Annotated in this window: 16 protein-coding genes and 2 pseudogenes; 6 read left to right on the top strand and 12 right to left on the bottom strand. The window is 48.4% G+C overall.

Translation table 11 applies throughout. The features are described from left to right. A pseudogene (locus AKL11_RS11345) lies at positions 1 to 1,274 on the top strand (IS3 family transposase); the annotation flags it as partial. Between the two features lie 269 nt (positions 1,275 to 1,543). After that, positions 1,544 to 2,929, top strand: a complete 1,386-nt coding sequence (locus tag AKL11_RS11340) for an OprD family outer membrane porin (protein ID WP_067517481.1) — start codon at positions 1,544 to 1,546, stop codon at positions 2,927 to 2,929. Between the two features lie 46 nt (positions 2,930 to 2,975). On the opposite strand, the gene AKL11_RS11335 is transcribed toward AKL11_RS11340, so the two are convergent. Further along, complete coding sequence (locus tag AKL11_RS11335; protein WP_067517479.1) at positions 2,976 to 3,296, bottom strand: high-potential iron-sulfur protein; 321 nt, start codon at positions 3,294 to 3,296, stop codon at positions 2,976 to 2,978. A 292-nt stretch (positions 3,297 to 3,588) separates the two neighbouring features. Here AKL11_RS11335 and AKL11_RS11330 point away from each other — a divergent pair, with 292 nt between their 5' ends. Continuing rightward, on the top strand, positions 3,589 to 4,227 hold the full coding sequence (locus AKL11_RS11330; protein ID WP_067517477.1) for an META and DUF4377 domain-containing protein: 639 nt from the start codon (positions 3,589 to 3,591) through the stop codon (positions 4,225 to 4,227). A 241-nt stretch (positions 4,228 to 4,468) separates the two neighbouring features. Here AKL11_RS11330 and deoD read toward each other — a convergent pair whose 3' ends face one another. From deoD to deoC, 5 genes are all read right to left on the bottom strand, one after another. After that, complete coding sequence (deoD, locus tag AKL11_RS11325) at positions 4,469 to 5,173, bottom strand: purine-nucleoside phosphorylase (protein WP_067517476.1); 705 nt, start codon at positions 5,171 to 5,173, stop codon at positions 4,469 to 4,471. A gap of 81 nt (positions 5,174 to 5,254) precedes the next feature. Beyond that, positions 5,255 to 6,487, bottom strand: coding sequence for a phosphopentomutase (locus AKL11_RS11320; protein ID WP_067517473.1), 1,233 nt, complete (start codon positions 6,485 to 6,487; stop codon positions 5,255 to 5,257). Positions 6,488 to 6,517: 30 nt separating this feature from the next. Continuing rightward, positions 6,518 to 7,228 (bottom strand): lipopolysaccharide kinase InaA family protein, encoded by a 711-nt coding sequence (locus AKL11_RS11315; protein WP_067517471.1) that lies wholly within the window; start codon positions 7,226 to 7,228, stop codon positions 6,518 to 6,520. A 121-nt stretch (positions 7,229 to 7,349) separates the two neighbouring features. Further along, positions 7,350 to 8,666: a thymidine phosphorylase gene (gene deoA / locus AKL11_RS11310; protein ID WP_067517469.1), complete on the bottom strand. Its 1,317-nt coding sequence runs from the start codon at positions 8,664 to 8,666 to the stop codon at positions 7,350 to 7,352. A 3-nt stretch (positions 8,667 to 8,669) separates the two neighbouring features. Further along, positions 8,670 to 9,458 (bottom strand): deoxyribose-phosphate aldolase, encoded by a 789-nt coding sequence (gene deoC / locus AKL11_RS11305; protein ID WP_067517467.1) that lies wholly within the window; start codon positions 9,456 to 9,458, stop codon positions 8,670 to 8,672. A 508-nt stretch (positions 9,459 to 9,966) separates the two neighbouring features. On the opposite strand from deoC, the gene gad reads away from it, so the two are divergent. The 3 genes from gad to AKL11_RS11290 all read left to right on the top strand — a co-directional run bounded on the left by gad (position 9,967) and on the right by AKL11_RS11290 (position 13,034). Beyond that, complete coding sequence (gene gad, locus AKL11_RS11300; protein ID WP_067517465.1) at positions 9,967 to 11,370, top strand: glutamate decarboxylase; 1,404 nt, start codon at positions 9,967 to 9,969, stop codon at positions 11,368 to 11,370. A 101-nt stretch (positions 11,371 to 11,471) separates the two neighbouring features. Further along, complete coding sequence (locus AKL11_RS11295; RefSeq protein WP_067517463.1) at positions 11,472 to 12,422, top strand: LysR substrate-binding domain-containing protein; 951 nt, start codon at positions 11,472 to 11,474, stop codon at positions 12,420 to 12,422. Positions 12,423 to 12,512: 90 nt separating this feature from the next. Continuing rightward, complete coding sequence (locus AKL11_RS11290; RefSeq protein ID WP_067518427.1) at positions 12,513 to 13,034, top strand: sigma-70 family RNA polymerase sigma factor; 522 nt, start codon at positions 12,513 to 12,515, stop codon at positions 13,032 to 13,034. 11 nt (positions 13,035 to 13,045) lie between these two features. On the opposite strand, the gene AKL11_RS11285 is transcribed toward AKL11_RS11290, so the two are convergent. The 6 genes and pseudogenes from AKL11_RS11285 to AKL11_RS25925 all read right to left on the bottom strand — a co-directional run. Then, on the bottom strand, positions 13,046 to 14,002 hold the full coding sequence (locus AKL11_RS11285; RefSeq protein WP_067517461.1) for an ABC transporter ATP-binding protein: 957 nt from the start codon (positions 14,000 to 14,002) through the stop codon (positions 13,046 to 13,048). Between the two features lie 4 nt (positions 14,003 to 14,006). Next, a complete protein-coding gene (locus AKL11_RS11280; RefSeq protein WP_067517456.1) occupies positions 14,007 to 15,062 on the bottom strand; it encodes an ABC transporter ATP-binding protein in 1,056 nt (351 codons plus the stop codon). A 27-nt stretch (positions 15,063 to 15,089) separates the two neighbouring features. Further along, positions 15,090 to 16,010 (bottom strand): nickel transporter permease, encoded by a 921-nt coding sequence (gene nikC, locus AKL11_RS11275; protein ID WP_172807275.1) that lies wholly within the window; start codon positions 16,008 to 16,010, stop codon positions 15,090 to 15,092. A 12-nt stretch (positions 16,011 to 16,022) separates the two neighbouring features. Continuing rightward, positions 16,023 to 16,949: a nickel ABC transporter permease gene (nikB, locus tag AKL11_RS11270; RefSeq protein WP_067517454.1), complete on the bottom strand. Its 927-nt coding sequence runs from the start codon at positions 16,947 to 16,949 to the stop codon at positions 16,023 to 16,025. Positions 16,950 to 17,268: 319 nt separating this feature from the next. Beyond that, positions 17,269 to 18,786 (bottom strand): glutathione ABC transporter substrate-binding protein, encoded by a 1,518-nt coding sequence (locus AKL11_RS11265; RefSeq protein ID WP_067518421.1) that lies wholly within the window; start codon positions 18,784 to 18,786, stop codon positions 17,269 to 17,271. 70 nt (positions 18,787 to 18,856) lie between these two features. After that, a pseudogene (locus AKL11_RS25925) lies at positions 18,857 to 19,057 on the bottom strand (IS630 family transposase); the annotation flags it as partial.

The following is a 19,057-nucleotide window of genomic DNA, read 5'->3' as shown; positions in this document are numbered from 1 at the left end:
GAAATCAGCCTTTATTAACAGTGCTTCTGACCAGCCTGCCAGTCCGTCAAAGCAGGGCAAGGCACTGTCTGACGAGCACAGGAAAGATAAGAAAAYCATCAAAAAACTTGAGCGTGAACTTAACCGCAAGGACAAGGCGTTAGCAGAAACTGCTGCCTTGCTGGTGCTCACAAAAAGGCCCAAGAGATCTGGGGAACAGCAGAGGACGATTAGTCTCTCTCCCGGATCGACAGCATACAGTTAGCCTGATCAAACAGGCGGTGAAAGACGGGGCTCGGCAGTCGAAAGCCTGCGAAGCTATTGGCCTATCAGAAAGAACGATTCAACGCTGGGTGAACGGTGATGAGGTGCTGCCTGATAATCGTAAAAATGCTGTTCGACCAGCGCCCGCTARCAAGCTTTCTGAAGCCGAGGAACAGACGRTCATTGACGTTTGTAATAGTGAGCGTTTTAAGAGTCTGCCGCCAAGCCAGATTGTGCCTGTTCTSGTYGATGAAGGTGTCTATCTGGGCTCTGAAAGCACTTTCTATCGRGTCATGCATAAACRCGGGCAACAGCAGCACCGCGGGCGTGCAGCCAAACCAGCKCRACGTARGCCGACSTCTTACTGTGCAACGGGTCCGAATCAGGTCTGGTCTTGGGATATCACTTTTCTACGCTCGCCGGTGCGTGGCCAATTCTTTTACCTGTATCTGGTTATAGATATATACAGTCGTATGATTGTGACCTGGGAGGTTCATGAAAATGAATCGGCAGAACACGCCTCRAAAATGATYACCAAAGCGTGTCTGCGCCATGGTATWTCAGCCCTGGAGAGGCCRTTGGTCTTACATTCAGACAATGGCAGTRCCATGAAAGGYGGCACCATGCTGTCTACCTTGCAGAGCCTTGGTGTAGTGAGCTCCTTCAGTCGGCCGAGAGTCAGTGATGATAACCCTTACGCTGAAGCGATATTCAGAACACTGAAGTACCGGCCTGGTTACCCTTCCAAGCCGTTTACTGATCTCAAAGCGGCTCGTACTTGGGTGCTTGGGTTTACCCAATGGTACAACGAAGAGCACAGGCACAGCGGGATCAAGTTCCTGACACCGGGGCAGAGGCACCGAGGGGAGACAGAGACTCTCATGGATAACAGGAAAGTGGTTTATGCGCTGGCGAAAAAACGTCATCCCGAGCGCTGGGGAAGCCGGGCAACCAGAAACTGGGATCTACCGGATGAAGTCTGGCTTAATCCTGATAAATGTATTGCCGGGCAACTAAGTAACGCTGCCTGAGTTGAGGCGACAACTATGTTGACAAACACCGATTCCCACGCGAAGCATGGGAACGAGGGTTTCGCTACAGTTTCGAAGCCGAGAATGACGGATGAGTGATCATCTATTCATTACCGCTACCCTAAAATCATTATTAAATTCTTTTCTCAAATTATATTGCAATAGCGATGAAACATATTTTCTTCCGTTGCGTAAATCCCTTCACTTTTTAAATCTGCATCTATACTTGCTCATCTCATTCACTTTCATTGATGTAGCAGGTGCATGTTTTGTCCATATTTAAACCTTCAATTTTGTCATATGCCGTGGCAGTTTTAAGTATTCCGGCTATGGCGAATCATAATAATAATGACTCAATGGACGATATTGGGAAAATTGATGGTAAGGTGCAAGTTGTTCACTTTGACGAAGAAAACAAGGGATTTAACGACAAGAGTATCGAAGCAAACAGACACAAAGGTGCATCTACGGGAGCACTTTGGCTGAATGCAGAAACAGCCCATTTTGCAGATGTTGTTGGCTTTGGTGCTTCTTTCTATCAAGTTGTCAAAATTGATATGAAAGATCGCAACGAAGCAATACATGATGGCAACGGTACTGATGGTTTGCTTAACGATAGCTACGAGCCCTTCGGCAACCTCGGTCAGCTCTGGGTCGATTTCAAACTTCCAGAAACCAACGATGGCGTTTCCGCAAATCTTAAAGCCGGTCGTCAGCTGGTTGAAACCGGATTGATAACCATCTCGGGTTCACGTTCCGTACCCAGCGCCTGGCAGGGTGTGGATGCGGCCGTAGATTTGGATGGTTTAACCGGCAAAATCGCCTGGGTTGATAAAGTATCGAAAAGAAACCAATCAGGCTTCCATGATATTCAAAATGATAAAGGAGATAAGATTGATAATGTCATTGGTATGGAGCTCAGCTATACCTTTGACCTAGGAAATCAAAGCAGCCTTGAAATCCAGTACCGCAATGGTTTAGCAGATAAATATGTTCAGTCTCATAACGGTAATATCTCTTTCAAGATGCCACTATACGATGGTTCTGAATTAACATTAGGTGCAATGTATTATCACGCCAAAGAAGATGGCAAACGTTGGGATCTACAAACATCAGCCTTTGAGAAAAAAGGCGAGTCCAGTGGTTTGAATGCAACATTTGATGCAGGTTCTTTATCACTCACAGCAGCCTTTACTTATTCAAAAGCAAAAACAGCATCTGGAGCAAAAGCAGAAGGAAACGAATATTATAAAATCGGTTACTATGATTACTACTTCGGCGAAAACACCCAAGGTGCTTTCGATATGCCAACGGCAAGCATCTACTCTAACTTCAATTATGATAAAGAAAAAGCGTGGCTTATCGGCGGTGAGTATGATTTCAGCGACAGTGGCATGATAGGTCTTTCAGTCGGTTATAACTTCATTTACGGTTCCGGCATGAAAGCGGAAAAAGTGGGCGGGAAATCCAAAGACGTCTCTGAATACGAGCATGACGTAACCGTGAAGTACAACTTCGAAAGCTTAGGCTTAAAAGATCTGAATCTAAAAGCTCAATACGCTTACAACCATAATGATAAAGAGTTTCGCATGGCCACAGAGCAGGGTAATGCCAAATATCTCAGAGCGTGGCTGAGCTATTCATTTGAAATTTAAGTACCAGTAATAAAGATGGCAGAGCTCTTCCTCTGCCATCATTTTTTCAAGCAGGCTTCGGCACCCAGGCCTTACACCAACCTTCCGCTTCAACCGCCTTACCCGGGAAGAGTGCGCAGCCACTGTTACTGGCAACATAAAGTGCACAGTTCGAACACTTTCTACCTTCCTGAAAACCATCAACCGATTTGGCATCTTCCTGCGTTTTTCGATAGAACAGGGCAATGGCCGTTGGATCGGTAGTTTCCAGTGCCGGCAAAGCGTCAGCTCTGGCCGGTCGGCTCGGTATATTGAGCAGTGGAATCAGCGCTGTCGCTGCAGCCATTTGCAAAAAGCGTCGCCGGGTGGATCCGCGTTTATCAGACATGAAGAAACCTCATCTTATCCCGTTTTTATTCGTCTGAAGCTGAATCAACCGTTAATGAAGTGAATGACCGTTTATATTCCCCAATACAAACAGAATCATTCTTTTTATACTTCAAATGAGAATCAACTACAGCAAATGAAATAATCGGGTTATTATTTCATTTACGAGTATATTAATAATTTTCACCGAATAATCTGCATACGCTGATTACATTGCTCCAGATCAATATTATTCCAAAAAATACCTTGCTGATTTGGCCTATATCTTCAGTGTTTGATAAAGGAGTTTTTCAATGAAGTGCCTCCAATCCGGGGTTATCGCCATGTCGGCTTTTCTTATTGGCTGTACCACCTTACCAGAAGGTAGCTGGCAGGAATCTGCTCCCATGCATAATCCGCCTATGACGCTGGATATCCAGAAAGATCGTATATCAGCCTATGCTGGTTGTAACCGGATGTTTGGCTCTGCAAAAATGTCCGGAGAGCATTTAGTGGTGGGGCAATTAGCCAGCACTATGATGGCATGCTTTGGTGAGGGCGCAGACAGAGAAGAGCAACTCAAGCAGCTTTTGTCCAGTGAACCACAGGTTCAATTGTCAGATACGCATTTGGTGCTTAGCAGCGGTGAAGTCAGTTACGTCTTTGAAAAAATGCCTGATATGAGTAAAGGCTTGACCCGTTTTATCTACGTTGCACCAGAAAAAGCGGAATGCATGGGCGTGGCACCGATGGAGTGCCTGCAAATTCGAGAGTCAGAAGAAGAACCCTGGGCACTGCACTTCGGTAACATTGAAGGCTTTGATTTTCAGGAAGGTAACGCTTACCGCCTGCGAATCAAGGAGTTTGATGTGCCCAACCCACCAGCGGATGCTTCCAGCAAGCGCTGGATTTTGGATCTGATTGTGGAAACAGAGTGGGTTGGTAACGAATAGAAAAATATATCTGGTTCCCATGCACTGAGGGTGTCGAAAAACTCCAAACATCTCGTTCCCATGCTTTGAGGTTGTCACAAAACTCCAGAAACCTCGTTCCCATGCTCCGCGTGGGAATGCATACCTCTTAATTTTCAAAGAGATAGATCTATGGGTTCCCACGCAAAGCATGGGAACCAGGGCTTTTGCGACACCCTCACTCTGCGTAGGAACGAGGTCATAGCCGGATAGCTGTAAAGGGTTACAACAGAGAGTTCAGCGCCACTTCAACCATTTCGTTAAAGGTGCTCTGACGATCTTCCGGAGGCAGGGCAACGCCTGTACGGATATGATCACTGACGGTACAGATCGCAAGACCTTTTGCACCAAATTCAGCACAAACACCGTAAAGGCCCGCGGCTTCCATCTCCACACCCAGAATGCCGTATTTTTCCATGACATCAAACATGGTTGGGTCCGGGTTGTAGAATAGGTCTGCCGAGAACAGGTTACCGACCTTAACCGGCAGGTTCATTTTACGAGCCGCATTGACTGCATTTTCCAACATCACATAGTCAGCAATCGCTGCAAAGTCCTGATCTTTAAAACGGATACGGTTCACTTTGGAATCGGTGCAGGCACCCATACCAATCACGATGTCGCGTACTTCAACGTCTTTAGAGATCGCACCAGCGGAACCGACACGGATCAGGTTCTTAACACCGTACTCGGTGATCAGTTCCTTGTAGTAAATGGATGCAGAAGGGATACCCATTCCTGAACCCATCACCGATACACGTTCGCCTTTGTATGTACCGGTGAAGCCCAGCATGTTGCGAACATCGGTCACTTGCTCAGCACCTTCCAGAAAGGTGTCGGCAATATGTTTAGCGCGCAGTGGATCTCCGGGCATTAAACAGGTTTCAGCGAAGGCTCCAGCTTTAGCATTAATATGGGGAGTCACAATTCCGTCCTCACAAGTTAAGTCATTACGAACTATCTTTGTCGTATTCAGGATAGTTCACAAGGCCACAGATCAATCATTCAATCAATCGTTCAAAATTTGCGGCAAAAAAGACGTGCCGTATTCCATTGGCTCAAGATCAAAATAATTCGCCAATGTCTGACCAATATCCGCAAAAGTTTCGCGCTGCCCCAGTGAACCGGGTTTCAGCTTTTTGCTGAACGCCAACACAGGAATGTGCTCACGGGTATGATCGGTGCCCGGCCAGGTAGGGTCACAACCATGGTCCGCAGTGATGATCAGAAGATCATCGTCTTTCATGTAATAGAACAGATCTGGCAACATGGCATCCAGCTGTTCCAGCGCTAAAGCGTAGCCAGCAGTATCTCGGCGATGACCAAAAGAAGAGTCAAAATCCACAAAATTGGTGAATACAATGCTTCTGTCGCCAGCTTCCAGAAGGGCTTCACGGGTGGCTTCAAACAGCGCCGGGATACCCGTTGCTTTTACTTTTTTGGTAATTCCCTGATGGGCAAAAATATCCGCAATTTTACCAACGCTGACGACTTCACCACCGCTGGCTACCAGTTTATCCAATACCGTTGGCGCCGGTGGTAACACGGAGAAATCACGACGATTGCCTGTACGTTGGAAATCACCCGCATCATCGCCGGTAAATGGTCGGGCAATCACACGTCCAATGTTGTATGGCTCAAGAATTTCACGGGCGATTTTGCAAACGTCCATCAATCGATCCAAGCCAAAAGTTTCTTCGTGGCAAGCAATCTGGAAAACACTGTCTGCCGAGGTATAAACAATCGGCTTGCCGGTTTTCATGTGCTCTTCACCAAGATCTTCAAGGATACTGGTTCCTGAAGCGTGGCAGTTACCGAGTACACCAGGCAGTCTGGCTTTATCGATCAGCTCATCCAACAGCTCTTGCGGAAAGCTGTTCTGTTCATCGCGGAAATAACCCCATTCAAAGAGAACAGGTACACCGGCCATTTCCCAATGACCGCTGGGCGTATCTTTACCGCTGGAGAGTTCTTTAGCATAACCATAAGCACCCACAATCGGCATATCGTGTTGCATGCCCATTGGGAATTCACCGCTGGACTCTTTAGCAGCATGAATCAAGCCCAGACTGCCCAACTCCGGAAGTTTCAAAGGTCCTTCACGACCAATGTCGGCTTTTCCTTCAGCACAGGTCTGAGCAATGTGACCAATGGTGTTAGAACCTACATCGCCAAATTTATCAGCGTCTGCGGTGGCTCCAATGCCAAATGAGTCCATTACTAGGATAATTGCACGCTTCATTCGCTACTCCTGCATCCTATGAAAATGGTATTAACTGTTCATCTGCTCTTGATAGGCGCTCATGACAATGGCTTCCATAGCATCATTGAATTTCTTGAACTCTCGTCGTGTACGACGGAAACCATCCCTGAGGGAGCGCTGAGCCCGTTTTTTTGAACGTATTCTTGGGTATGGATTTCTAATCTCTCGATCAATCATCACCAACTCGCACCTTTCAACGTTGCGAATAATCACATCTTTAACGCGCAACGGGGCAAAAAAACCCTGCTGATGAAGCTTGGCAATCAATTGACCATAAGCCGTCAAGAGATCTTGAGTCACTGATTCATCATCGGTGTCCGTCAGAAAACGATCCAGCTGAAACCCAGGAACCTCATCTACTAAAATAAAGCCCTTTATCGGAAAGCCGTTCTCTCGGCGCTCACCGACAGCCATAACGTCCATCACCAGAAAGTCACGAGACTTCAGCTGTTTGATATAAATGTCTTCATTAACTGCGGGTGTGTGTGCTTTTTGCAACATCAAATTGCTTTCAAGACACAGCCTTTTGGAAACCGCGAACTGTCGCTTTAAATAAGCAACATGACCGTCTTGTTTAATACGACGACTTTCTCGTGATAGCTCTTTCTCCATCACCTCCCCAATAGACACAGACATTGCCTGTTCAAAAGAAGTGATGTCTAGCTGCTCCAGACGAGAGCGGTAACGCTCATCAATGTAAAAATAAGTACCCGAGAACAACTGGCGCTTCCTTCTATTAAGTTCTTGGTCGTTACGTCTTTGAGCCGGAGCTTAGCAAGCTACAGAACTAGCAACAACCTGGAGCCCTCGGTTTGCTTGAGCTTCAGGTGATGCTCCGTCTTTACGGTAATGAATAAACCATCGGGTTTATTTCCGGAGACTGATCAGCAACCGTGATAGCATTTCTCAACATCGCTGCAGCCTGATCCCAGGAATCTTCTGAGCTCGCATGCAGTATGGCAATTGGACGGGATGGATCAATACGATCTCCCAGCCTGCAAATCTCTGTTATACCCACCGCATAGTCGATGGAATCTGCAGACACTTTCCGACCACCACCCAGCTGTACAACTGAAAGTCCTACTTCACGGGTATTCATGGCTGCGACAAAACCATCCGCTTCCAGATAAATTGGCTTTACAATTGAGGCGCCTTTAAGATAATCATCATACCGCTCAACAAAATCTGCAGGGCCACCCAAACCATGAACCATACGACCAAAGACTTCTGCAGCCTTGCCATTATCCAACACCGTCAGTAGCTTTTCGCGAGCCTGCTCGAGAGATTGTGCAAGCCCACCAGACACCAGCAGTTCAGCCGATTGCGCCATGGTAATTTCCATCAGGCGTTCATTACGGTATTCACCGGTAAGGAATCGCACCGCTTCACGCACTTCGACCGCATTGCCCGCAGAGGATGCCAGGCACTGATTCATGTCCGTCAATAGTGCCGTGGTTTTTACACCAGCACCATTAGCCACCTGTACAATACTTTCTGCCAGTTCGACAGACTGTTCAAACGTCGGCATAAATGCACCGCTGCCAACTTTGACATCCATCACCAAAGCATCCAGACCTTCTGCCAACTTCTTGGAGAGAATAGAGGCAGTGATCATACCGATGGATTCCACCGTCGCAGTGACATCACGGATGCCATAAATACGCTTATCCGCCGGGGCCAATTCACCAGTCTGACCAACAATGGCAACACCCGCGTCTTTTACCACCTTACGGAACAACGCTTCAGAGGCGCTGGTCGTATAACCGGGAATGCTGTCCAGTTTATCCAGCGTGCCACCGGTATGACCAAGGCCTCGACCAGAAATCATTGGCACAAACCCACCACAGGCAGCAATCATCGGGCCAAGCATCAGGCTGACCACATCACCCACACCGCCGGTCGAGTGTTTATCCAGAATAGGACCAGAGAGGTTATCTCCAGACCAATCCATCACGTCTCCAGAATCCCGCATGGCGCAAGTCAGAGCGATGCGCTCATTGATATCCATGCCCTGAAAGTAAACGGCCATGGCGAAGGCACCGATCTGGCCTTCCGATACAGTGTCGTTTGTTACACCGGCGATAAAGTCACGGATATCCTGATCGTTGAGCACTTCACCCTGGCGTTTACGACGAATGACTTCCTGTGGCAGAAACATAACTCAGTATCCTTCGTTTACAGTATCACCGGCGTTACCTTTCTTAATACCCAGTGCAATCATCAGATTGCCAAGTAGGCTACTGGCGCCAAAGCGATAGTGGTTACGGTTGATCCAGTCTTCACCCAGAATTTCAGCAGCCATATCCAGATGCTGCGCTGCATCCTCCGCGGTTTTAATGCCACCAGCAGGTTTGAAACCGACCTTGGTATTACCGCTGTCACGAATGGCTTCCAGCATAATGCGAGCCGACTCAGGCGTTGCATTCACGGCCACTTTACCGGTAGAGGTTTTGATAAAATCAGCACCGGCTTCAATGGAGATTTCACTGGCTTTGCGGATCAGAGAAGGGTCATTCAACTCACCGGTTTCAATGATCACCTTTAGCAAAATACCTTTTTGTGCACAGACTTCTTTGCAACGGCGAACCAGTTCAGCACCGACCTCTTCATTACCGGCCATAAATGCGTGATATGGGAACACCACATCAACTTCATCAGCACCATAGGCGATAGCTGCATTGGTTTCTGCGACTGCGATATCGATATCATCACCGCCTGCAGGAAAGTTAGTGACAGTAGCAATTGTCACGTTATACAAACCGAGTGAGTCCAGCGTTTTTCTGGCAATTGGAATAAAACGTGGGTAAATACAGACAGCTGCCGTGTTTCCAACTTCGGTATGAGCCTGATGGCAGAGCTCGATGATTTTTTCAGGAGTATCATCGTCGTTCAGGGAGGTCAGATCCATTAATTGCAGTGCCTGACGGCTACGGGCATTCAGGTCGGTCATGGGAAGGTCTCACTGGATTGATTAAGGAGCTATCGCTGGTTAAAGCGATCTCCTCTTAAGCACCAGACAAGTGCATCAGACCCACGTGTCTGGCATGAAATAAGTTACTGTTCCAATAATATAAGGGAGATTTTACGACAACGCATTTTTGCCGAGTACAAAAAAACCCCGTCAGAGTACAGGGTTCTTTCGCTGATCATCCACCTGAGCCTGCAGAGCGATCTGCAAACCCATTCGTCCATTGCTGAGGCTTAATCTATTGGAACAGGCAATGGTCATAGTCTAAGCCTTTCTCAGTTAGCGCTACTGGTTCCCGGCAGTAATGCAAATGGAACGAAGAAAGCATCATATAGATCAATTATCCGCATCGTAAATTAAGAATATCCGGATGATCATTCTGATTTTTTGAACAAGGAATGATCAACAGAGTCTATAATTTTGCCAGTCTTGGGCGTTGTCCACTGTCGCTCAATTTCATGCCCCTGTTTATGCAGCTGGAATTTCTATCATGCCTCTCCACTTTCTGCACAAAAAAAAATCGACTGACACTCAAAAGACTGATGACGTTTATGCGTCATCGGATTTATCCATCAGTATGCCTAAATACAAAATGCCAGAGGATTCGCAAGATCCCAGGCATGCCTATCAGATCGTCCATGATGAGTTAATGCTGGATGGCAATTCTCGCCAAAATCTAGCCACATTCTGCCAGACCTGGGTAGAAGACGAAGTCCACAAAATCATGGATGAATGCGTCGACAAAAACATGATCGACAAAGATGAATACCCACAAACTGCCGAGTTGGAAAGCCGATGCGTGCATATGCTGGCAGATCTCTGGAACTCCCCCGATGCAGTGAATACGCTGGGCTGTTCGACCACCGGTTCCAGCGAAGCTGCGATGCTCGGCGGTATGGCGTTGAAGTGGCGCTGGCGTGAACGTATGAAACAACAGGGTAAACCCACCGATAAACCCAATCTGATCTGCGGCCCGGTGCAAATCTGCTGGCACAAATTTGCCCGTTACTGGGATGTGGAACTTCGGGAAATTCCCATGGAAGGTGACCGCCTTATCATGAGCCCAGAAGAAGTGATTAAGCGCTGTGATGAAAATACGATCGGTGTCGTGCCAACACTGGGCGTCACATTTACCTGTCAGTACGAGCCGGTCGAAGCGGTCTGCAAAGCGCTTGATAAACTCCAGAAAGATACCGGGCTTGATATTCCCGTTCATGTGGATGCAGCCAGTGGCGGCTTTCTCGCACCGTTCTGTGAACCAGAGCTGAAGTGGGATTTCCGGCTCTCAAGGGTTAAATCCATCAACGCATCAGGCCACAAGTTTGGTTTGGCACCGTTAGGAGCAGGCTGGGTGGTTTGGCGTGATAAAGAAGATCTCCCAGAAAATCTGATCTTCAACGTTAACTATCTGGGCGGCAACATGCCCACTTTTGCCCTGAACTTCTCCCGCCCCGGCGGGCAGATTGCCGCTCAATACTACATTTTTCTAAGACTCGGAAAAGAAGGCTATCGACGTATACAGCAAGCCTGTTATGACACGGCCCAATACCTCAGCAAGCAGATCGAAAGCTTAGGCGTGTTTGATATTATCTATGATGGCAAAGGCGGTATCCCAGCCATGAGCTGGTCATTAAAGAAAGGATTAAAGCCTGGTTTTAATCTGTATGACCTGTCGGATCGAATCCGTAGCCGAGGCTGGCAAATCGCCGCTTACTCTATGCCTGCCAACCGGGAAGATCTGGTGATTATGCGAATTCTGGTTCGTCATGGCTTTACCAGAGATCTGGCTGACTTGCTGATTGATGACCTTAAGCGGTGCCTTGATTACTTTGAAAAGCATCCTGTTCAACAAGCAGGTACAGAAGAAGATTCAGCCGGTTACAATCACAACTGATCAAACAAACCTTGCCCCAGATCAAAAAATACACGCAAAACAACGGCAGTGATCATGTATGATGGCTGCCCTTTTCAGAAATAGCTGAACACCACTATCTTATGATTCCAACGGAAACGCTACAGATTGTCCGGGCCGTGGCCCACTTTCGAAACTTTACCGCAGCGGCAAAGCACCTGCACAAGGTTCCTTCGGCAATCAGTTATACCGTTCGGAAGCTGGAAGACCGACTCGGTGTTCAGTTATTTCTCAGAGACAGTAAACGGGTAGAACTCACCCCCGCTGGTGAGCACTTTATCGAAAATACCGATAAATTACTGGCCGCTCTGGAAGACCTTGAAAATACCACACGACAACTGGCGACCGGATGGGAGCAGGAGTTGCGCATTGCTGTGGACAATGTGGTTAACCAGGGAAAAATTTATGATCTGGTTCAGGATTTTCAGGCTGTTCGCCCGGTAACCGAGCTGGTCATTAACTCTGAAGTGTACAATGGTTCATGGGATTCTTTGTTCCACGGCCGCTGTCAGCTAGCAATTGGCGCCCCTCAAACCATTCCGGACGCTATTCTCAATCAAGACCGTTTTGGCTGGCGCTCAATGGGTAAGATGAGCTGGGACTTTGTGGTGTCGCCGGATCACCCGTTAGCCAAGCACAAAGAACCCATGTCGATGGAAGATCTGCAGTCTCACCGATCTATCTGCATTCAGGACACTTCCCGCTTTTTCCGACAGGGCTACAATCTTCTGTTGGAAAATCAGCAGGTTCTTCTGGTTCCCAGTTTCCGTGTGGCGATTGAGTGCCTACTGAGAGGACTCGGAGCAACCATTCTACCCAGCCATTTTGCCAAACCTTATATTCAGGAAGGCATGCTGGTGAAGAAAGATGTGCCTGACCTGCAATTTAACGACGGATGCCTTTTAGCCTGGAATCAGGAAAATATGGGGCAGGGACTAAAGTGGATTCTGGAATGGCTGGGCTCCGAAGAGTGGCTGAATAAAATCTGGTTGCAGTACGATGACCAGAAGCCAATGGGTTACCACGTTCCCTGATTGAGAGACTGACACAAAAGGGCTGCGCTCGCTTCCTCTTGCGACAGCCTCTTGATCGTTGCAGACGGTATCAGCACAATGAATTGCTTGATGAACGCATGGACCGACAATGAAAAAAGCCTCCATGGCTGGCTGCTGAAACAAACGGGTGACCCCGATTTAAGTAAGGACTTGCTTCAGGATGTTTTTCTGAAATCTCTCGAACATCGAGAACGATTTTGTACGCTGGAGCACGCGAAAAGCTGGCTGTTCACCATTACCCGCAACACGCTGATTGATGCCTCAAGAAAATCATCCAGAATCGACCGCTCAGCAATAGTTCCTGATATCGATCTGGAAGACCCGGAGATGGATGAGCCGGTTCTTATGAAGCTGGAACATTGCATGTTAAGAGTGCTGACAGAGTTGAAAGACACTGACCGGGATATCATCGAGCACTGTGACATTCAAAAGATGCCCCAAGACGTCTATACCCACAAAGCCAGTTTATCGCTACCTGCCACCAAGGCCAGATTACAACGCGCGCGACAAAAACTTCGGGAAAAAATGGTCAATGCCTGCAAAATTCAGTTTGATGAAACCGGCGTGAGTGATTTCACGCCACGCCGGTAGATTAGTAATCTTTAACCTTTCTCCACCATGGCACAGGCAACGAAGTGTCCTTCATTAATTTCTTTAAGGTCAATCTCTCTGGCCGTACATTCCGCCGCTGCGTATTGACAGCGTGGGGCAAAACGACAGCCCGGTGCAGGATTGACCGGAGACGTAATTTCTCCCTTTAATGCCTCACGTTCCATTTTATGATCCAGATAGATGGATGGAATCGCTGATAACAATGCCTTGGTATACGGGTGTGAAGGGTTCTTAAACAGCTCTTTTGCTGGCGCTTTCTCGATGAGCTGCCCCAAGTACATGACTGCAATTTCATCGGAGAAATGTTTTACCACCGACAAATCATGGGTAATGAAAATATAGGTTAGCCCGAGTTGCTCCTGAAGATCCTGCATCAGGTTCAGAATCTGCGCCTGAATGGATACATCGAGCGCAGAAACCGGTTCATCACAAATAATGAACTTAGGGTTTAGGGCCAGCGCCCTGGCAATACCGATACGTTGTCGTCTGCCACCGTCCAGCTCATGAGGATAAGTGTTCACCAGGCGAGGACTAAGACCTACCAGCGCCATCAGCTCGGCAACACGCTCACTGAGTTCCTGCTTGCTCTTCACCTTGTTGTGAATAATCAGAGGTTCACCAATGATTTCACTGGCAGTCATCCGTGGATTCAGTGAAGCAAAGGGATCCTGAAAGATAATCTGCATATCTTCCCGGAGTCGTATCATCTGCTCCTTACTGAACTCACGGATGTTCTTCCCTTCAAACAGAATTTCACCATCAGTGGCATCCAATAGGCGTAGAATGACCCGACCGGTGGTGGATTTACCACAGCCGGACTCACCCACGATTCCCAGCGTTTTGCCTTTCTCAATGACAAAGTTCACACCGTCCACCGCATGCAGCAGACCTTTTGGCGTATCAAAGTACTTCTTGAGGTTTCTGACTTCCAGAATAGTGTCTGACATAACTTTATCCCTGCACCCGATTGAGTTCTGTTAAAGGCTTCTGTGCAGCTAAAGGCTTTTGTACAGCTAATGGCTCTGCCATTGCCTGCAACATAAAACAGCGGGCTGTATGACCGGATTCCGTCAACACGGGTTCTGGCTCAGAAAGGGAACACATTGCAGTGGCATCCGGACAACGTGGGTGGAATTTACAACCTGACGGTGGGTCTGTCGGGTCCGGCATCATGCCTTTAATAGGCTTCAGTCGTCCAACCGTGTGATCAAGATCCGGAATCGAGCCAAACAACCCTTTAGTGTATGGGTGTTTGGTGTTTTCATACACGTCGCGAATATCACCGCTTTCTACCACTTCACCGGCGTACATTATGGCGACTTTGTCGCATACCTGGGCAACCACACCAAGATCGTGAGTGATCAGCAGCATGGCAGTGTTATAGCGAGTTTTCAGGTCTTTCATCAGATCCAACACCTGCGCCTGAATGGTAACATCCAGCGCCGTGGTGGGTTCATCCGCAATAAGAAGATCCGGGTTGCAGGCGAGGGCAATGGCAATGACAACCCGCTGTTTCATACCACCGGAAAACTGATGCGGGTAATCGCCAGAGCGTGCCGCCGGAATGCCAACCATTTCCAGCATGTCTTTTGCTTTCTGGAAAGACGACTGCTTGCTCACACCTTCGTGAATCTGGATTACCTCAGCAATTTGTTCACCCACAGTCATCACCGGATTCAACGAGGTCATTGGATCCTGAAAGATCATGGAGATACGGTTGCCCCGAACACTGCGCATTTTCTCTTTAGGCAATTGCAGTAAATCTTCACCATCAAAGATCACTTTGCCGTTCACAATACGCCCTGGCGGATTAGGCACCAGCCCCATAATCCCCAACGCGGTCGTGGTTTTACCGGCACCGGTTTCACCAATCAGCCCAAGGGTTTCGCCACGTTTGAGGCTGATATTCAGGTTATTCACCGCGTAGGTGGTTTCACCATCCACTTCGTACACGATGCTGAGGTCTTCTATAGACAACAGATCCTGTGTATTCACTTGTTCTGTCATAACCGCTCTCGAATAATCAGGTATCTGTTAATGTTTCAATCGTGGATCAAGGGCATCACGCAAACCATCGCCCAGCAGGTTCAGGGCAAGAATGGTGATCATAATGGTCAAACCCGGGAACGTAGTGACGTGCCATGCATGGCGCAAATATTGACGACCACCGGCAAGCATTGCGCCCCATTCAGGCTCTGGCGGCTGAATGCCCAGACCGATAAAGCTCAAACCCGCAGTGGACAAAATCGCACCAGCAACCCCTAACGCACCCTGAACAATGACAGGCGACAGGCAATTGGGAATGATATGGCGGAAGATGATCCGAAAATCACTGGCACCAATAGCACGCGCCGCTTCAATGAACTCCTGATCGCGAATCGTCAGTACCGATGCACGTACGACACGGGCATAAGTCGGCACACTGGAAATGGCAATGGCGAACATCAGGTTCATCAGGTTTGCCCCCAATGCGGAAACAATGGCAATCGCCAGCAGAATACTGGGCACAGCAAGAAAGATATCCATGACCCGCATGATGACGTTATCTAGCTTTCCGCCATAATAACCCGCGACAGCACCAAGGCCGCCGCCCAACACAATGGCAATGGCTACGGACAACACACCCACCATCAGGGAAACCCGGGTGCCGTGGATGATTCGAGCAAAAATATCACGGCCAAACTCATCGGTTCCCAACCAGTACTGGGCACTGGGGCCCTGAAGACGGTCAGAAAGATTTTGAGCAATCACGACGGTTTCATAATCAGCAATGAAATCCGCAAAAATGGCAGCCAACACCACGATAGTAATAATGACCAGGCCCAGCATGGCCATCTTGTCGCGCTTTAAACGACTCCAAACTTCTAACCACTGACTGCGCTTTTTTGGAGCGCCTTTTACCGGCTCCTTTTCCAGCTGACCCTGTATCGGATCCAGCGTCATTTCCTGAGACATGATTCTTGCTCCTTAGGCGTACTGGGATTTGATACGTGGATCAACAAAACCGTAGAGCAAATCTACGAACAGGTTCACCAGACTGAATGTGGTGGCAAGAAACACCACTGCACCTAAGACAGTGGGCGTATCTTTCTGGCGAATCGCATCCACCATCATCCGGCCAACACCGGGCCAGGAGAACACGGTTTCCGTTAATACCGCTCCACCCAAGAGCATACCGAACTGCAAGCCAATCACTGTGATCACAGGAATCAGGGCGTTCTTCAGGGCATGACGGTTAATGACCAGATTTTCGGCCACACCTTTGGCTCGTGCGGTACGAATGTAATCCTGACGAATCACTTCCAGCATGGAAGAACGGGTCATCCGGGTGATAATAGCGGCGGAGCCAGTGCCTAAGGTGATGGCCGGCATGATCAGAGAGCTCCAGCTTGAATAACCACCAGAGGGTACCCAGCCGAGGTTAACGGCGAACAACAGGATCATCATCAAACCAAGCCAGAAGTTCGGCATGGAAACACCCAGCAGCGCAAAGATCATCGAGCCACTGTCGATCATTGAATATTGTCGTGTAGCTGAAATGATGCCAATGGGAATACCAATAACCACTGCAATAAGAACACCCAGCGCTGCTAGAATCAGCGTATTGGGGAAGCGGGAAAAAATTTCATCGAACACATCACGCCCACTGGTGTAGGACTGGCCCAGGTCACCAGTGACGGCATTACCCACAAAGCGGGCATAACGAAGCACAAACGGATCATTAAGCCCCATTTCTTCACGCAGTTCGGCGACGGCTTCAGCGGGGGCATTTTCCCCGAGAATCAACTGAGCCGGATCTCCGGGGGTGAAGGACATGATGGCAAATACCAGCAGTGAGACACCCAGCAATACGGGTATCAGCAGCAATAGCCTTTTGAGAATAAATCTATACATGGTTCACCTGATAAGGGGATGAATCCATCGGAGCACACCTAAGCTCCGATAAGCAGAAAGCATACGACAGCTGATCTCACCTCTGACTCCCAGATTACAGATGCGAGTACTGGTCTCAGCGAGGCTGTCGCAAAACTCCAGACATCTCGTTCCCATGCTTTGCGTGGGAATGCATACCCTCGAATTTTCAAAGGGCTAGAAGTATGGGTTCCCACGCAATACCCAAAGGGCATAAAAGCATGGGAGCCAGGGCTTTTGCGACACCCTCGCAGCGTAGGAACGATGTGAGAGTAGAGCCGTCGCTAAGTCAAATGAAAAGTCAGCCTGCGAAGCTCACACCTCTGAGTTTGTGGTGGCCAGCCGGTGCCATGCTGAAGCCCAGTACATTCTTCTGAATGCCAATGTTCTGGTATTGGTCATAAATAGAGAATGTAGGTACTTCATTTTGCAGAATTACCTGAACTTTGCCGTACAGTTCTTTACGCTCAGCCGCATCGATAGAGGTACGCGCCTGATTCAACAACTGATCTACTTCAGCATTGCTGTAGAAAGAACGGTTACCAGCACCGCCGTGAGTAGCGGAATTGAACAGTGCATAGAGGCCATAGTCCGCATCACCAGTCACAGCTACCCAGCCAAGGATGAACATGTCGTGGTTACCACGGGAAGTTCCGTCCAGGAAAGCGCCCCATTCAACCACTTCAATGGACATATCAACGCCAATCTGACGCAGTTGCGCCTGAAGCACCTGAGCGATCTGTACCCGGGTTGGGTTGTCATTGGTCCAGATAGTGGTTTTGAAACCATCTGGCAAACCCGCTTCAGCCAGCAGCTCACGGGCTTTGTCAAAGTTCTGCTGATATCTATCGATATCCGGGTTGTAACCAAACACTTTTGGACCAATCGGAGATCTGGAAGGCGCTCCGGCACCCATCAGAACTGCTTCAACAATGTCGTCTGCATTGATGGCATAAGAAATTGCCTGACGGACTTTCACATTATCAAACGGTGCTTTCTTTGTGTTGAAGCCAAGATAAGCGACAGAGAATGACTCTTCTTCCACCAGCGCAAGATTTTCCTTATTACGCACGGTATCTTTGTCGATAGGCTCAAGATCATAACCGATATCAATTTCGCCGGTTTCCAGGGCGATCGCACGGTTGGTACCTTCTGGAATATTGCGGAAAACGACATTAGGAATCGCCTGCTTGCCACCGTAATAGTCGTCAAACGCTTTCAGGGTGATACGGTCACCAGCAGCCCAATCAACGAATTGGTAAGGACCAGTCCCCACTGGCTGTTGACCATAGGCGTCACCAGCAGCCTTTACGGCTTTTTCATTGAGAATGGAAGCGGCGGTGTGAGTCAGGTGGTAAAGCAGAGGACCAAATGGCTCTTTGGTGATGACATTCACGGTATAGTCGTCAACGATATCGACAGAGTCAATGGCACTAACGATGTGCGCAACCGTTGGCGCTGCAATCATTGCTTCAAGGGTGAACTTAACGTCAGCAGCTTTAAGCTCCTCACCATTGTGAAACTTAACGCCTTTTCTCAGCACGAATTGAGTGGTTTTGTCGTCCAGACTTTTCCAGGACTCCGCCAGACCCGGAACGATGTTCATATCCTTGTCAGTTTCAACCAACTGGCTGTAGATCTGCACAGCAACACGGGAGGATGGCTGATCATTGGTTGTGTGAGGGTCAAGGGTCTTGGCATCCGCACCCTGACCAATCACCAGCGTGTCTTTTACCTTGACCGCTTCTTCCGCTCCCCCACAAGCGGAAAGGACTACTGCCATGCCTACAGCCATGGCAACCTTTACAGCTTTCATCATCACTAAGCCCATCAATATTTGTAATTTATGATATGGAACCACTGATACCCGATGCATAGCTTATCCGTCACTAGTGTAGTGCGCCGTTCTTTTTGCTGCTTAAGCGGCAATTAGCTCGAACTACCTTCTCCAGTATGTCATTAGCCTTGGCTGTCCATATAAACGGCTTGGGCTTCTCGTTATGTTTTTCGATATATTCCTCTATTGCCTCCACAAGCTCTGGAACACTTTTGAATACCTCTCGACGTAAACGCTGTGTGGTTAAATCTCG

It is taken from the genome of Endozoicomonas ascidiicola (genome assembly GCF_001646945.1).
GTDB classification, from domain to species: Bacteria; Pseudomonadota; Gammaproteobacteria; order Pseudomonadales; family Endozoicomonadaceae; genus Endozoicomonas; species Endozoicomonas ascidiicola.
The sequence above is the reverse complement of the archived record's forward strand: the minus strand, read 5'-3'. Positions and strand labels throughout refer to the sequence as shown.

What these genes read in the sequence shown, in the direction of transcription:
- AKL11_RS11265 (WP_067518421.1), bottom strand. Translation starts at nt 18,786, where the DNA reads ATGATGAAAGCTGTAAAGGTTGCCATGGCTGTAGGCATGGCAGTAGTC.
- AKL11_RS11280 (WP_067517456.1), bottom strand. Translation starts at nt 15,062, where the DNA reads ATGACAGAACAAGTGAATACACAGGATCTGTTGTCTATAGAAGACCTC.
- nikC (WP_172807275.1), bottom strand. Translation starts at nt 16,010, where the DNA reads ATGTCTCAGGAAATGACGCTGGATCCGATACAGGGTCAGCTGGAAAAG.
- AKL11_RS11335 (WP_067517479.1), bottom strand. Translation starts at nt 3,296, where the DNA reads ATGTCTGATAAACGCGGATCCACCCGGCGACGCTTTTTGCAAATGGCT.
- AKL11_RS11320 (WP_067517473.1), bottom strand. Translation starts at nt 6,487, where the DNA reads ATGAAGCGTGCAATTATCCTAGTAATGGACTCATTTGGCATTGGAGCC.
- gad (WP_067517465.1), top strand. Translation starts at nt 9,967, where the DNA reads ATGCCTCTCCACTTTCTGCACAAAAAAAAATCGACTGACACTCAAAAG.
- AKL11_RS11330 (WP_067517477.1), top strand. Translation starts at nt 3,589, where the DNA reads ATGAAGTGCCTCCAATCCGGGGTTATCGCCATGTCGGCTTTTCTTATT.
- AKL11_RS11295 (WP_067517463.1), top strand. Translation starts at nt 11,472, where the DNA reads ATGATTCCAACGGAAACGCTACAGATTGTCCGGGCCGTGGCCCACTTT.
- deoA (WP_067517469.1), bottom strand. Translation starts at nt 8,666, where the DNA reads ATGTTTCTGCCACAGGAAGTCATTCGTCGTAAACGCCAGGGTGAAGTG.
- AKL11_RS11290 (WP_067518427.1), top strand. Translation starts at nt 12,513, where the DNA reads ATGAACGCATGGACCGACAATGAAAAAAGCCTCCATGGCTGGCTGCTG.
- nikB (WP_067517454.1), bottom strand. Translation starts at nt 16,949, where the DNA reads ATGTATAGATTTATTCTCAAAAGGCTATTGCTGCTGATACCCGTATTG.
- deoC (WP_067517467.1), bottom strand. Translation starts at nt 9,458, where the DNA reads ATGACCGACCTGAATGCCCGTAGCCGTCAGGCACTGCAATTAATGGAT.
- AKL11_RS11285 (WP_067517461.1), bottom strand. Translation starts at nt 14,002, where the DNA reads ATGTCAGACACTATTCTGGAAGTCAGAAACCTCAAGAAGTACTTTGAT.